Source organism: Nonomuraea sp. NPDC059023, from assembly GCF_042740095.1.
Lineage (GTDB): Bacteria > Actinomycetota > Actinomycetes > Streptosporangiales > Streptosporangiaceae > Nonomuraea.
Genome location: NZ_JBHYIO010000069.1, coordinates 19,655 through 32,398, shown reverse-complemented (window position 1 = coordinate 32,398; position 12,744 = coordinate 19,655). Strand labels below are relative to the sequence as shown.

Below are 12,744 nucleotides of genomic sequence, written 5' to 3'. Positions count from 1 at the left end.
GGCCCACAGATGCCGTCCCGCTCGATCCCGGCCGCCTCCTGGATGCCGAGGATGCCGTTGCGGTGCGCTTCGGTGAAGACGGTGTCGTCCACGCCGTCGAGTCCGCCGTAGTCGCGGGCGAGCAGCAGGTAGTGCATGGTCTTCACGTGCCAGCCGCGGTCGCCCTTACGGAGCATCGGGAGCTTTTTCACCATGACCTCCGTAGGGTTCGGCGCTGGCTTGGGTGCGGGCTTCGCATCGGCCTCGTAGGGCGGGTTCCAGAAGCCGGCGATGACGCCGGCGCTGCGGACGCGTCTCTTGCACGCGTCGGCGGTGTTGCCTTCGATGGTCTGGACTCTGCCGTCGGACAGGACCTTCTCGATGATCCCGACGTGGTCGATCTTGGCGATGGTGTTGGTGCCGTCCCAGTCGAAGAACACGATCGCGCCTAGTTCAGCGAAACGGCGGATGCTCTCAACCGTGCCAGCGTGCCAGCGGCCCAGGTCTCGGCCGTCCTCGGCGTGCCACACCGTGTAAGCCCTGTCTCCGTCCGGCAGGACCGCGGCGCCGTTACCGGACTCGCGGGCAGCCTCGGTGATCGCGATATTGCACCACGGAGCTCTCAAAAACTCATCGCCATGTCTGGCCGCGTACCGGCGGGTGAGGACGTTCGGCCGGCCCGCCGTACCCAGATAGGAGCGCATCGCGGCCAGCATGCTCTTGGCGCTCACGAGGCTCCCTCGCCGCGGTAGACGCCACCTGCGTCAGGCGGGCCGTACAGGGCGCGGAGGACGGCCTCCTCGTCGTCCTCGCTCGCCTCCCACAGGCGGGTATCCACGCCCTCGGCCGTCAGGTCAGCTTCGCTCATCTCACTCATCGCTCGCCTCCTTGTTCTTGTCCATGGCGTCGAGGTAGGCGGCCTTGAACCGGCTGAACTTCACCAGCAGCGCGATGACCATGGCGTCCACGAGGATCAGCGGCAGGATCGACGCCGCGGCGTCCGCTATCCCGTCCATGCGCGGCACCCAGCCGCGGATCGCGAGGACAGCGGCCACGCGCACGTAGGCGATCCAGATGGCCAGCACCAGCCCAGAGATCAGATAGGCGGGTGACCGGATCGGCCACGCCGGCCGGAACTTGATCAGGAACCAACTCATGGGCACGATCCCGCCGAGGAGTCCTCCCCATAGCAGGATCGTGTTCACCCAGGTCATGCCTGACCTCCCGCCGCATCCCGGAAAAGCCAGCGCGAGAAATGGTTGGCGGCGTTCAATGCGCGGATGCGGCGTGCGCGAGCCTCGCCCGTTTTCCGAACCTGGACTCCCTCCGCGGCATCCCTCCTGGCCCGGGAAGCGGACTCTTCTACCGCCGCCTCAGCAGCAGCGAGCTGCTCGGGTGTGGGCCTAGCCATTTCCGCCCCCGGGCTGCAACTCGATGAGGATCTTCTCGGTCGTCTCGGCGACGGCCAAGGCTGGGGCGGTCACTCCGAGCGCCTGGTCCAGCAGCGCCTTCCGCGTTAGGGCGTGGGCGGCCTGTTCCTTCTCGTAAAGCCCCCAGGCGCGTTCGGTGTCTCGCTCGGCGTCCGCGATGCGTTCGTCGCGGTCCTTCTCCGCCTGGGCGATTCGTGCGTCACGGTCGGCGCGCACGTCCTCCAAAGTGGAGCGCGGTACCAGCGTGGAAGGAACAAGCTTCCCCGTGAACACCAGACGCAGCAAGATCCCGACGAACGCGAGGATGGCCCCGAGGGCGCCAAGCTGTCCAGGCAGCGACGTGAGGGGTGCCCATTCCACTGGCCGTTCCCTTCATGGGGTTTGGGGTGTCGCCCGCCGGGAGCATCCGCACCGGCGGGCGACACGATCAAAGGGGGTGGCCGTCCGCTCTCCCGATACCGACGCATCGCAGCACCCTCATAGAGCCCCGATGGCGATAGCACGGACGGCCACGATCAAGGGGTGAGCAGCCGCCCTCAGATGTCCATGAGCCCTGCGTTGCGGAGCACGGTCTGAATCTCGAAGATCTTCGCCCGGGTCGCTACCAGGTCAGTACGCACCCGCTGCCCCCACGTTTGGGAGTAGGAGCCGGGAGCCGTGACATCCGTTTCCAGCGGGTCTTGGTTGGCGACGGCGTCGGCCCGCTTGTCGATGAGGGTCACGTCGTCGAGCGTGGACCGTGCCCGTAGCCTGCCGGAGTCCGCGTAGATGTGGACGTCGCCTGGCGTTGGGATGGGCGGGGTTGCCTGATCGTTGAGGATCAGCCCGTTGGAGGCGTGCGAGTAGCCGGACCGGTTCTGTGAGGAGGAGAACTGCTGCTGCGGCTGGTGCTCCAGAGACTCGAAGCGATCTTCGAACTCCTCAGGGTAGGGCAGACTCAAAGTCGTTCTCCTCTTCGAAGGTCAGCGTGGCGGTCTCCAGTGCTGAGCGGTCGGTGGGCTTGATCGAGATGCCGATGATGCGCCAGCGCTCGTCGAAGGTCGGCAGGCCGTTCTCGCGCGGCCACCAGTCGTTGATGATGATCAGCCGGGCGGTGTCGCCGAGGTCCTCCGGCGTGAACGAGTCTCCGTCCAGGCGGACGGTCACCTGGTGGACGCGGACTGGCTGTAGCGAATTGCGTCCGGATCCGGACAAGCGCGATTCGTCAATGAGCCCGCGCCAGTTGTCTGCTGCCGGCTATTTGGACGCCCACCTGGCTTCGAACCGACTGTAAAGCGACGCAACGGCCTGTGCGGATGCTGAAAACCTAATCACTGACACAACCGTGTAATCGCCGACACCGAGAAAGATGGCCGCCTGCCCATTCATTGTGGAATCGCTGCCATTTCGCCGGTCAACCTGTACGTCGGAAGGCGATGTAGTGCTCGCAAAGCTCAGCACCCGGTCCGTTGCTGCAACGTCCCAGCCGATAACGGTGCTGAAGTTGTACCACCCTGCTGTTTGGGAGGTATATCGCGAGGTGTTCGATACGGTGCTGTGGCCGCCATCACGGTCGATGTCCTCTACGTCCCACGTGACCTCAGTGGACGCGCTTTGCGGAATCGATTGGTTGCCGGATTTCCGTAGGACCGCCAGGGGTGGCGAGAGAAGGAAGTTCAGGCCATCCCTCAAGTCAAGATTGAGCTTTGCCGCTGTCAGCAGTTCGCCCACGGTCCACGTGCGGGGCGACGGCAGGGTGGCCATCTACACCGCCTCGCCTTGCATGCCACGGCAGGTGTCGCAGAGCTGGCTCCCCGCAGCCAGCCGCGGAGCGCAACCGGTGCACGGCCAGTACTGGAGCATTACGGGCAGCGACTCCAGGTTCCCGGCGAGCTTTACCAATGCGGCAGGCCAGGTGAGAGCAGCGGTCAGCCCCCAGCCGCCGCCGGCGCATTCGGTGCACCACATCCAGGAGGCGTTCTCGGGAAGGTTGAAGGCAGATCCGCAACCCCATGGACAATCAGCGATCCAGCGGCCATCATCAACACGCGCATACGCGTGCTTGTCTGGATTATGGCCGTTGGGGCGGGGCACCAGCGGCTTGCCCAGCGCAGCGCGTTGAGAGTCGAGGTAGTCCCAGAAATGGATCCATTCCCGGATCGGATTCGGCGCCGGAAATACGTCGTGAGCGAAACGAAGCCTCGCGCGAATCATAGGGCAGGCCCCTCAGTAGCCGAGAGCATTGTTGTCCAGTAGCCCCAGTACGGGATTGTCCAGGGTGAAGAAGGACCCGTACTTCGTGGCGCTTTGAAGCGTCCACGTTGTAATCCAGGTGGCGCCGGTCGTCTCGTGCGCGATACCGCGGATGAACACATCACGCTCGATAGGGGCGCCGCCACCTGATGGCCGCCGCACGATGCGGATGCGGTCGCCAATCTCGCGCGCGAGCACGATCGGGAAGAGCGTGTCCGGATCAGCGTGCGCGTGGATCTCGACCGTGGAGAAGCGCACCTCAGGGTCTTTGGATACATACAGGATCCAGCCGGCATACGCCTCGACCTCCGTGTCGGTCTGGATCAGCAGCTCTGGCGGTTGAAACGTGCGCACCTGATACTCGACCTGGCTCGCCTCGTCGCCGATGAGCAGTTCTGTGCCACCGGTTCGCTTGACCTTGATCTCGTTCCACATGGTGGCGTCGTCAGTGACCACCTTGGCCTGAACGGGTGCAGGGACTCCGACGGTCTGTCCGAACGTGGCTTGGACGGTGTTGGACCGCGTCTCCATGAGTGCGGCTTGGCGATTGCGGAACACGACCCGGCCGCTGGCGTCGATGTAGAGTTCGCCGATCTCCGACTCGGTGGCCGTCTGCAGCTCGTCGAGCGCAACGCCTTCCAAGTCGGTGGCTTGCAGAGTGCTGTTGCCCGTGGCGATCAAACGGTCCGCTGCTGGCCAGCCCGCGCTGTTAAGGATGCGGGTGATCCGCGCGCCGGTATTCTCGCCCGCGCCAACCGGCGTGACCGCCGGGCGCCGGCGGTTGCGGAGGATCTTGAAGCCGTCCGTAGCCAGAACCCTGACCTCGGAATAGACGTCGGCGACGTGGATCACGTCCCACTGGTCCACGAACCCGCGGAAGACGTCGTACGTCACCGAGTTCCAGGTCGCCCGGAACCGGATCGGCTTCATCGGCGTGACCTGGGACCGACCGCCGCTGACGTACGGTCCTGACAGATGCGTGGGGTCGAACCGGCGGTCGGTGTTGTTCAGCCAGGCGCTCGCCGTGCCGGCCTCGTAGCGGATGATCGGGCTCTCGATGCGCGAAGAGCCGCGGCGGGTGGAGATCCCGCGCTTGCCGTACGCTGTCAAGGTAGTCCAGGTACCGGCTGGGCCGATCTTGTTGGCGGCGACGGCGATGAGGTCGGTGTGCCAGTAGCCGCCGGCGTCGCGCTGCAGATGCCATTCGGCTCCGCCGGGCTTGCCGTTGGGCCAGGCCACGACGCTGGAGATGGCGTAGTCGGTGTGGGTAGTGCTGTTCGGGTTGGTGTACAGCCAGATTTCGCCGGTGCCGTTGCCGCTGACGTCGATCGTCCAGCGCATCTCGACCCGTACCCACTGCCCAATTGGGACGGGTGTGGTCAGCTGGGCCACAACCGCGGTGGAGAATCCGGTGTAGAGCCGGAGTGTGCGGTTGTTGAAGATCCACACTGCGGACGTCACGCCGCTCGCGCCGATCAGGACGAACACCCGCTGCGTGCCGGACGTGGCGGACACGAGGTACATGTAGAAGCGGGCGCAGAAGGTGTTCCCCGGCTGAGTGACGCCAGACCAGTCCATGTGGCAGTCGGCACCCGAGGTGGGGTTGAACGCTGACAAGCCGCTACCCCCGAACACCTGGGCGTTCGAGAACCGCGGCGACCCTGTGATGGCGTCGAAGGCGTTCCCCGACGCGCCACCACTGTTGCTCGTCGAGATCGTGGCCGCGTTCGTGCCCGCGTCGAGGCTGTTCGCCCTCTGAACGCCGATCAGCGCAACGCTGTCGAACATCACCTCGATACCGACCGTGGGCAGGCTCAAGCCGACCGCCGCCATGCAGCGCCGGAGCCCTGCTCGTACGCCTGGATGGACGCCACGACCCGGGCACCGATCTCCGCGCCACTGTCCAGCCCACCGTTGACGGTGATGTTGTAGACCGGCGCCGGACGGTACATGCCGCCTCCGCCGGCGGACACGCTGCCCCGCGACACCGGCAGGGTCTTGTAGAAGCGTCCGCCGAACCGCTCGGCCACCTCCGACAGAATCTCCTCGGAGCGGCCCCGCTTGGACATTGCCAACGGTATGTACGCCTCTCCGCCGGTCTCGGGCTCCGCCCACACCCGAGTGATGCCGGGCCCGGCGATCTGGGCGACGTGGTTCTCGGCGCCACCGGCGAAGTACGCGATACCGCCATCGGCATAGTGCTGGCTGATGTGGGCGCTGTACTTGAGCAGCCAGGCGTTCATGGTGGCGTCAGCCTCGCTGGTGTCCACGGTGATCTTCACCTGGCGGTCCGTCCCGACGCCCTGGCTGATCGTCAGACCGACCCGGCGTGCCGCGTCGTACACGCTGAGACGCCCGCCGTCCATCCCCTCCCGGACCTTGTCGGCCACCTCCTCGCCACGCTGGCGGGCGATCTCCCGCAGCACTGGTGCAGCATCGTCGAGGTTGCGCGCGAACGTCGCGCCGGCCTCCTTGCCGGACCGGCCATGAAGGTCAATGAACTTCCGCAGCTCGGCGTCGCTCATGTCCGCCGCGGCGGCGACGACGCCAGCCGCACCTGGGCCGAGAGTTGCCAGCTCTTCGAGCATCGCGTCCGGCACCCGCCCAGCCAGCGAGATCAAATTGCTGGCCCACTGCTCTTGATCGCGGACCTGCTTCTCCAGCTCGGCCAGCAGCTCCTGGCTGGTGAGCTTGGCGTCGCCGCGCAGGCGCCCGTACGACTCGATCACCGACTCGTTGGCGTTGCGGGTGTCTCGGGCCGCTTCCTGCCTGGCCTCTCGGACCTCCCGCTCGGCCTCCAGCACATCACGGGACGCGTCCCGCACAGCGCGGGCAGCCTCCGCCTGGGCCTCAGCCACAGTGCGTGCGGAGTCCTTGGCGACCTGGGCGGCGTCCGCCTGCGCGTCTGCGACCTCCTTCTGCGCGTCCCGGACCGACCGGGCCGACTCAGCGCGCGCCCGGTCCAGCTCGGCCTCGGCATCGGCGAGCGCCCGCGACGCGTCCGCCTGCTGCCGCGCCGCATCCGCGTGCGCGTCCGCCAAAGCGCGCTCAGCGTCGGCGATCGTGCGCGCCGACTCCTCCCGCTGCCGTGCCGCCGCCTCTGCCGCCTCGCCCTCTGCACGGCGCGCGTCCTCGACTCGGCCGATCGCATCCACAACCTCCGCAGAGCCTTCGATCCCGCGCGCCCGCGCATCCGCGAGCTCCTGCCGCAGGTCCTCGTTGCGCCGCCGTACCTCGTTGAGACGTTCGATCGCCTGCCGGTAGGCGAGTTCGGCCTCCCGCCGGTCGAGATCGTCCGACTCGGAGTCGTCATTGATCTCCTGCATGCGCTGCCGGGCCCGCTCGATCGCGAGAGCCGCGCCTTCCTCGTCGAGGGCGGCACCGGACTCTGCAGCGATCAGGTCCTCAAGCCGCTCCTGTGCCCGAGCTCGGGCAGCGGTCAGGTCCTCGACCGCGTCCTCCGTACGCCGGTGGGCATCCTGCACTCGCCGTTCGGCGTCCACCTGGCGGGCCGCCGCATCCGCCGAAGCGTCGGCCAGCCGCCGCTCGGCGTCCTCGATCCGGCGGCTCGACTCCTCGGCTGCCTGCGCCACCCGTTCGCGTGCGTCCTCCACACGCTGCTGGGCTTCCGCGACCCGGCGGGCCCCTTCTTCCTCCGCCGCGGTGACGGCCTCTTGCGCGTCGCGGATCCGTTCCTGGGCGTCCTCCGCAGCCTGGGCCGCTGCCCGCCGAGCGTCCTTCACCCGCTGCTTGGCCGCGGCGATCCGTTCCGCGCTCTGCTCCTGGACGTCGGCCAGTTCCCGCTCGGCGCGCGCGATCCGCTCGGCGCCCTGCCGCTGCACCTCAGCCGCACGCTCCTGCGCCTGAGCGAAACTGTTCGTCGAGGAAGCCCGCTGCTGAACGGACGACATGACCTGGCCGAGCTGCACGAACGAGGCGTAGGCGGATGTCCAGCCCTCGCGCATCTTCGCCGACGCCTCGTCAGCGGACTCGGAGATGACCGTGAACCCGTCCGCGACCGGGCCGGCGGACTTGGCCATGGTGTCGTTCGCCCGCCCGGCCTGCGCCGCGCCCTCCGCCCACTCCGCCAGCCCCAGGCTCGCAGGATTGAGCACCGCCATCAGCGCCTTGATCACGCCGGTGTTCTCGCGAATCCAGATCGCAAACCGGGACAAGCTCGCAACCGCGTTACCCGTCCACTCCGCGATCCGGGCCATGTTGACCGCCACATCGGCCAGCAGCTCCGGATTCTCCTCCACCGCGTCCGTGACCGCGCTGATCGCAGCGGCCAAATGCTGCATGATCTGCGGCATGCGCGGTCCGAGCTGCTGCAACACCGCCGAGAAGGCGCGCTCGATCCCGTCGATCGCCGGCTCAAGCTCGCCCAGGCTGTCGCCAGTGTCCTCGACGAAGTCCTGGACGTCGGGAGCCAGGTTGTCAAGCGCGCGGCGGACGATGGGCGACAGCTTGACCAGTTCCCGCTCCGCGACCTGCGCGATCGTCGTCCAGACGCGTTCGAACGGCTGGCCCATGACCGCCGATTCGCGTTTGACGGCCTCCTTGAGCTGGCCGATCGCGTCCTGCGCCGCGTCGCTGCCGTGCGAGGCTGCCAGACCGAGCCCGGCCAGGGCGCCACCCAATCCCACCGTGATCGCGTTCGCCGCCAGCGCAGACGCCGCCGGGAGCGCTATGAGCGCGGCACCCACCGCAATGCCCGCAGCCGGACCCGACGAGCGGACCATGGCGAGCGCGTTCTGGATCAGCCCGATAGCCGTGGCCGACGCAGAAGCGCCGGACACGTTGACATCGACCGTCACATCGCGGCCGGCGAGGTTACGCGCCTCCCGCTCCACCTTCTCCAGGTCTCGCAGCGCCCGTTCGACGTTCGCATCGACGAAGATCTCCGGGTTCATCGCGGCGAGCTGCGTCAGGTCGCGGCGCAGACGCTCGGTCTCCGCCGCGGCATCGGACGCGTCGATGTCGATCCCGATCCGCTGGCTGCGCAGCTCACGCAGGCGCCGGACCACGTCCGCCACCCGCCTTTCCGCGTTGCTGCTGTCCGCCGTGATCTCGATCTCCGGCAGGCGCTTGGTGGCGTCCTCCAGCAGCTTCCTCGTGCGGATGGCGGTGCGGCCGACATCCTCCAGGTGCTGCCCGAAGCGGTCCGTCGCAGCTGCGTTCTGCGTCATCGCCGCGGCCTGCTGCCGGGCCTGCTTCTCCATCCGCTCCAGCTCGCGCGCCAGGGCCCGCGATGAGTCCTCGGTCTTCTTCAGTCCTTTGTCGGCAGCGTTGGTGCCAGAGCCGTCCCACTGGGATTTGAGCGCGATGACCAGGTCACGAGTCGGCATGGGGCACCTCCTCGTTACGCAGCAGCACGATGTGGACTCCGCGGCCGTCCTCGGCTGTCACCGTCTCCTTGGCCGCTTCCTTGACCTCACAGCCGCGGCACCGGCGCGGCTCGGCAACGTATGCGTAGCGGTAGCCGCCGCGGGTCTCGTCCCACTCCTCTTCGCGGGTGCCGCAGTTCTGGCACGTCTCACGCTGGCGGATCCAGTACCAGAGTGCCTTGTCGCGGTCGTCGGCATCCCATCGGAGGAGATCGCTGTGGCGGATCCGGTAGTGGTGGCAGACCGCCAGCTCTAGAGCGAGGGTTCGATCTGCGCCCAGCCTTTTGGGAGCGACTCATCCGGCGTTCTGGCGTTGACCCGGATGGCCGTGTTGCACAGCTCGGTCCGCTCGGGCTTGGACAGGACACGCTTCCAGATGTGGTCCCAGTCGGCCTCCGACCTGCCGCTTTCATCGCAGGCCAGCAGGCATGCGCGCGGGAACGTCTCCCGATTGAAGAGAGTGTCGTCAGTTTCTGGGCGTGGCTTGTGCTTGCCCATCAGCGCTTCGAACTCGTCTGCTTCCATCGCTCGCAGCGGGATCCACTCGTAGCAGGCCCGCAGCGTACTCCGGGCCTGGATGAGTGCTTCCTGAGCCTGCTTGAGAGCCGTCTCGTCGGCGTCGCCTTGTGCGCGCAGAAGATTCAGCACGAGCCTCGCCTGCTCAACCTCTTGACGCGCTTCTGTGTCGTCGTCGATCCGGATCGGATGCTCGGCGAACAGGCGCTCCCGGTTGAGCAGGCGGTCCTCGGTCGTCATGCCGGGATGGTCACGTTCTCTGCGGGCTCGGACGTGACGGCATACTGGATGGCGAGGCGCGCGGCCTCGGCGCCCATGGACCGCACCTTGCCGACGGACAGGACGCGGACGGGGAAGACGTCGCACTTGCGGCCCGCCACGTCGCCGCCGTCGAACCAGACGATGTAGCCGTCCGTGTCGCGGGGCATCAGCGTGCGGACGTCCGAGCCGGTGACGCCCTGGTAGAAGGTGATCGCGCTCTCGTCGGCGCTGGTCAAGCCAGGGATGTTCGACACGAAGCGGCTGTTCAGGTCCGGGGTATCGATCTTCTGTCCGGAGACCATCCAGCCGGAGATGTCAGCGACGTCCTTCGACAGGTCCGACCCGGCGTTGATCTCAGCACGGGTGATCGCCGCGATGTTCGCCACCGAGACGGTCCACACGCACTTCGTGATGCCAGGCCGGAAGAATCGCGTGGCCGGAGTGATCGGCGTTGCAGGCATTACTCATCCCCCTTGGAGCGCCGACCCTTCGGCGAACTGGTTTCGGGCAAAGAAGAAGCCCCGGCGGTTTCTGCCGGGGCTTGATCGGTGATCTCTTCGGTTGGCTGGCCTGGCTCCTCGTCCGGGAGCGGCGGCGGAGGGTCGGTCTCCTCCCAGCCCGCCCGCTGGTGATGCGGGAGACTCTCCCGAGGTACGGGGACCTTCCGGTCCGGCAGGTTCGGGTGGGCGATCCACACAGTGTCCATGCGGCCCCCTACGCGTTCGCGCCGACGATGACGACGTCACACGTCACGCTGGTGCCGCCCGCCGAGTTGACCAGGTCCAGCAGATCGCCCGTGCCAGCGGTGACCACGACTCCCGCAGCAGACGGGGCGTACCAGACGAACAGACCGCCAGGGTGCACAGGGATGTTCGCCGCGGCACTCAACAGCGGCACAGCATTGGACGCCGGCCGGGTGATCAGGACGTTGTTGGTGTTGCCCGCCGCCGCGGCGACGACCAGCATCTTGATGCGGGCGAAGGTCAGCGTGCCGCCAAGCGGCCCCACGAGGGATCCCGCCAGGTCGAGGCTGTCGGTCGCGGACGCGTTGATGGTTCGCGTATCCGACCAGATCATGTTCGCCTGGCCGGCGCCCGCTCCCTCGGCCAGGGCCAGTTGACGAGCCACTGCCAGGGCAGACGTGGGCGTTGTGAGGTCCAGAGGCGAGGTGATCTCGGCCTCCAGAGTGAAGAGTGATGTCAGCCTGAAGGCCATCCGTATCGCCTTTCTTTCATCGGAAGCCGTGCTCCCGCGCGACCTCGTCCACGACTCCGGCCGCCTTCGCGAGCACGGTGTCCGCCGCCGCCCGGACCGCGGGTTCCAGGTAGGGCCTGGTCTCCTCTGTCACCTCGCGGTCCCGGTGGCCGAACACGGGATGCACGAAATGCGAGGCGCCGGTGATCCCCTCGTAGGCGCGGCCATGCGGAGCCACCGACCGGCGCACTCTGATCAGCACGCCCGGATCACGGCTGAAACGAACACTCATAGAGATCGCTCTCGGGATCCGCGTCGACCAAGAAGCTCGCGCCCGCGCGTCTCGAACGACCGGTTCGGCAGCGGCCCGCAGAGCTGGACGCAACTTCTGGCGCAACTCCTTCGGGATGCCGCCGATCTCCGCTGCGAGCTGGCGGATCGCTTGCGACGGATCTGTGGAATCAGCCATCACGCCACCGAGAACGCGTCAACGTGCACCTGGAAGCGCGCCTCACAGACCGGCCCGGCCTTGGTCTGATGGAACATCACATCCATCGTCGACATGCGGGCCATCATCACCACGCCCCCCAGCTGCGGATCCCTGGCTAACTCGTCGCGGAGACCGGCTAGCAGTTGAAACACTCGATCACGGACGGTCTTCGAATCGGGTCGGCCGTCGTTGTGCGCGTCTCCGCGCCAGGCGGACGCCATGCACATGACGTCGTAGCGCTCCAGGTCCGGCTGCATGTCGAGTTGCTCGCGGGTCAGGATCGAACGGACGTCGGGCTCGGTGCTGCCGCTGTAGCCGATCGCGATCACGTCGTCGCACACCTCGACCGTGGGCCCACCATCCAGCACCTGAACGTCCGGGAGAGCACGCTCGGCAGCCGCGACGAGGGCGTCGAGAACAGCCGGAATGGTCGACATCAATGTCCTTTCAACCGACGAACAGTTCGTCGCGCTCCTGGTCCTTCTTCAAACCCAGGAGTTCCATGACGCGGTACGGCATCGCGAATGGGCGCACGCTGGCCGTGAGCACGTCGGACTCCCCCAGCCCTGGCCGCCCGCCTGCCTGGTTGTGCTGGCTGCCCCGCCATAGGTGGGTGATGAGTTCCAGTGCAGCCAGCCGGAAGTTCGGAGGGAGCGGTGTGCGTCCAGCCCGGTAGGTGACTCGCAGGCGCCTGTGCCAGCCGGTGACGGTCAGTACACCTTCGGGTGAATCCAGCGTCCACCCCTCGGTGCCCACCATCGGATCAGCTTGGGCCACCACCGCGCCGCCGGGCAGGTTCACCACCGAGTTGACCGCGATCACGGGTCTATGTGGAAGGATCGCTCTACCGTTCACGACGGGGCAGTCCGCGACCTCGGTCGTCGGCGAGACCCTCCCCATCCGGTCGGTGATCATCCGGCAGGCTGCTTCGACGTACTCGCGGACTTGCTCGTCTTCTGCCGGTGTCTTCTTCAGATGGGTGCGGGCATCCTGGAGGGACACAAACGCTCCACCGTCGGCAGGATCTACGTCGAAGGCGTCGCTGAACGCGCTCGCGTTTGTACCGGTCGCCAGCCAGCGGACGTTGTGCCGGCCAGCCTGGAGCGTGAGGTAGTCGTAGTCGTAGACACCCGCGCTCGTCGAACTGATCGCCCCGGACGAGACCGTGGTCCCGTCCGGCAAGGTGATCGTGACCGATACGGAGGTGGCGTCCGCTGGGATGCCGGCAGCGTCAGTGATCGTCACGGACAGCGGG

General features: G+C 67.2%; 16 protein-coding genes. All 16 read right to left on the bottom strand.

The genetic code is table 11. The annotated features are described in order from the left end of the window. Nucleotides 1–710, bottom strand: a 710-nt coding sequence (locus ACFWYW_RS55935) for a CHAP domain-containing protein (RefSeq protein ID WP_379625981.1), incomplete at its 3' end; no start/stop codon positions are given. After that, nucleotides 707–856: a hypothetical protein gene (locus ACFWYW_RS55930; protein ID WP_379625983.1), complete on the bottom strand. Its 150-nt coding sequence runs from the start codon at nucleotides 854–856 to the stop codon at nucleotides 707–709. The genes ACFWYW_RS55930 and ACFWYW_RS55935, both read right to left, overlap by 4 nt. After that, a complete protein-coding gene (locus ACFWYW_RS55925) occupies nucleotides 849–1,193 on the bottom strand; it encodes a hypothetical protein (protein ID WP_379625985.1) in 345 nt (114 codons plus the stop codon). The genes ACFWYW_RS55930 and ACFWYW_RS55925 overlap by 8 nt, the downstream gene beginning before the upstream one ends. A 189-nt stretch (nucleotides 1,194–1,382) precedes the next feature. Further along, nucleotides 1,383–1,769: a hypothetical protein gene (locus ACFWYW_RS55920; protein ID WP_379625987.1), complete on the bottom strand. Its 387-nt coding sequence runs from the start codon at nucleotides 1,767–1,769 to the stop codon at nucleotides 1,383–1,385. A gap of 176 nt (nucleotides 1,770–1,945) precedes the next feature. After that, nucleotides 1,946–2,350, bottom strand: a complete 405-nt coding sequence (locus tag ACFWYW_RS55915; protein ID WP_379625989.1) for a hypothetical protein — start codon at nucleotides 2,348–2,350, stop codon at nucleotides 1,946–1,948. Further along, nucleotides 2,331–2,555, bottom strand: coding sequence for a hypothetical protein (locus ACFWYW_RS55910; RefSeq protein ID WP_379625991.1), 225 nt, complete (start codon nucleotides 2,553–2,555; stop codon nucleotides 2,331–2,333). Before ACFWYW_RS55910 ends, ACFWYW_RS55915 begins: the two co-directional genes overlap by 20 nt. 90 nt (nucleotides 2,556–2,645) lie before the next feature. Next, nucleotides 2,646–3,152, bottom strand: coding sequence for a hypothetical protein (locus ACFWYW_RS55905; protein WP_379625993.1), 507 nt, complete (start codon nucleotides 3,150–3,152; stop codon nucleotides 2,646–2,648). After that, nucleotides 3,153–3,602 (bottom strand): hypothetical protein, encoded by a 450-nt coding sequence (locus ACFWYW_RS55900; RefSeq protein WP_379625995.1) that lies wholly within the window; start codon nucleotides 3,600–3,602, stop codon nucleotides 3,153–3,155. 12 nt (nucleotides 3,603–3,614) lie between these two features. Further along, complete coding sequence (locus tag ACFWYW_RS55895) at nucleotides 3,615–5,474, bottom strand: hypothetical protein (RefSeq protein ID WP_379625997.1); 1,860 nt, start codon at nucleotides 5,472–5,474, stop codon at nucleotides 3,615–3,617. After that, nucleotides 5,456–8,989: a hypothetical protein gene (locus tag ACFWYW_RS55890; protein ID WP_379625999.1), complete on the bottom strand. Its 3,534-nt coding sequence runs from the start codon at nucleotides 8,987–8,989 to the stop codon at nucleotides 5,456–5,458. Before ACFWYW_RS55890 ends, ACFWYW_RS55895 begins: the two co-directional genes overlap by 19 nt. A gap of 291 nt (nucleotides 8,990–9,280) precedes the next feature. After that, entirely contained in the window at nucleotides 9,281–9,784 is a 504-nt protein-coding gene (locus ACFWYW_RS55885) for a hypothetical protein (RefSeq protein WP_379626001.1), read from the bottom strand. Then, nucleotides 9,781–10,191, bottom strand: coding sequence for a hypothetical protein (locus ACFWYW_RS55880; protein ID WP_379626003.1), 411 nt, complete (start codon nucleotides 10,189–10,191; stop codon nucleotides 9,781–9,783). The genes ACFWYW_RS55885 and ACFWYW_RS55880 overlap by 4 nt, the downstream gene beginning before the upstream one ends. A gap of 328 nt (nucleotides 10,192–10,519) precedes the next feature. Then, nucleotides 10,520–11,020 carry a hypothetical protein gene (locus tag ACFWYW_RS55875; RefSeq protein ID WP_379626005.1) on the bottom strand — a complete coding sequence of 167 codons (501 nt, stop codon included), beginning with the start codon at nucleotides 11,018–11,020 and terminating at the stop codon, nucleotides 10,520–10,522. Nucleotides 11,021–11,036: 16 nt separating this feature from the next. Further along, on the bottom strand, nucleotides 11,037–11,261 hold the full coding sequence (locus ACFWYW_RS55870; RefSeq protein ID WP_379626007.1) for a hypothetical protein: 225 nt from the start codon (nucleotides 11,259–11,261) through the stop codon (nucleotides 11,037–11,039). 206 nt (nucleotides 11,262–11,467) lie between these two features. Continuing rightward, entirely contained in the window at nucleotides 11,468–11,926 is a 459-nt protein-coding gene (locus ACFWYW_RS55865) for a hypothetical protein (RefSeq protein WP_379626009.1), read from the bottom strand. A 10-nt stretch (nucleotides 11,927–11,936) separates the two neighbouring features. Beyond that, entirely contained in the window at nucleotides 11,937–12,734 is a 798-nt protein-coding gene (locus ACFWYW_RS55860) for a hypothetical protein (RefSeq protein ID WP_379626011.1), read from the bottom strand. Between the last annotated feature and the right edge of the window lie 10 nt (nucleotides 12,735–12,744).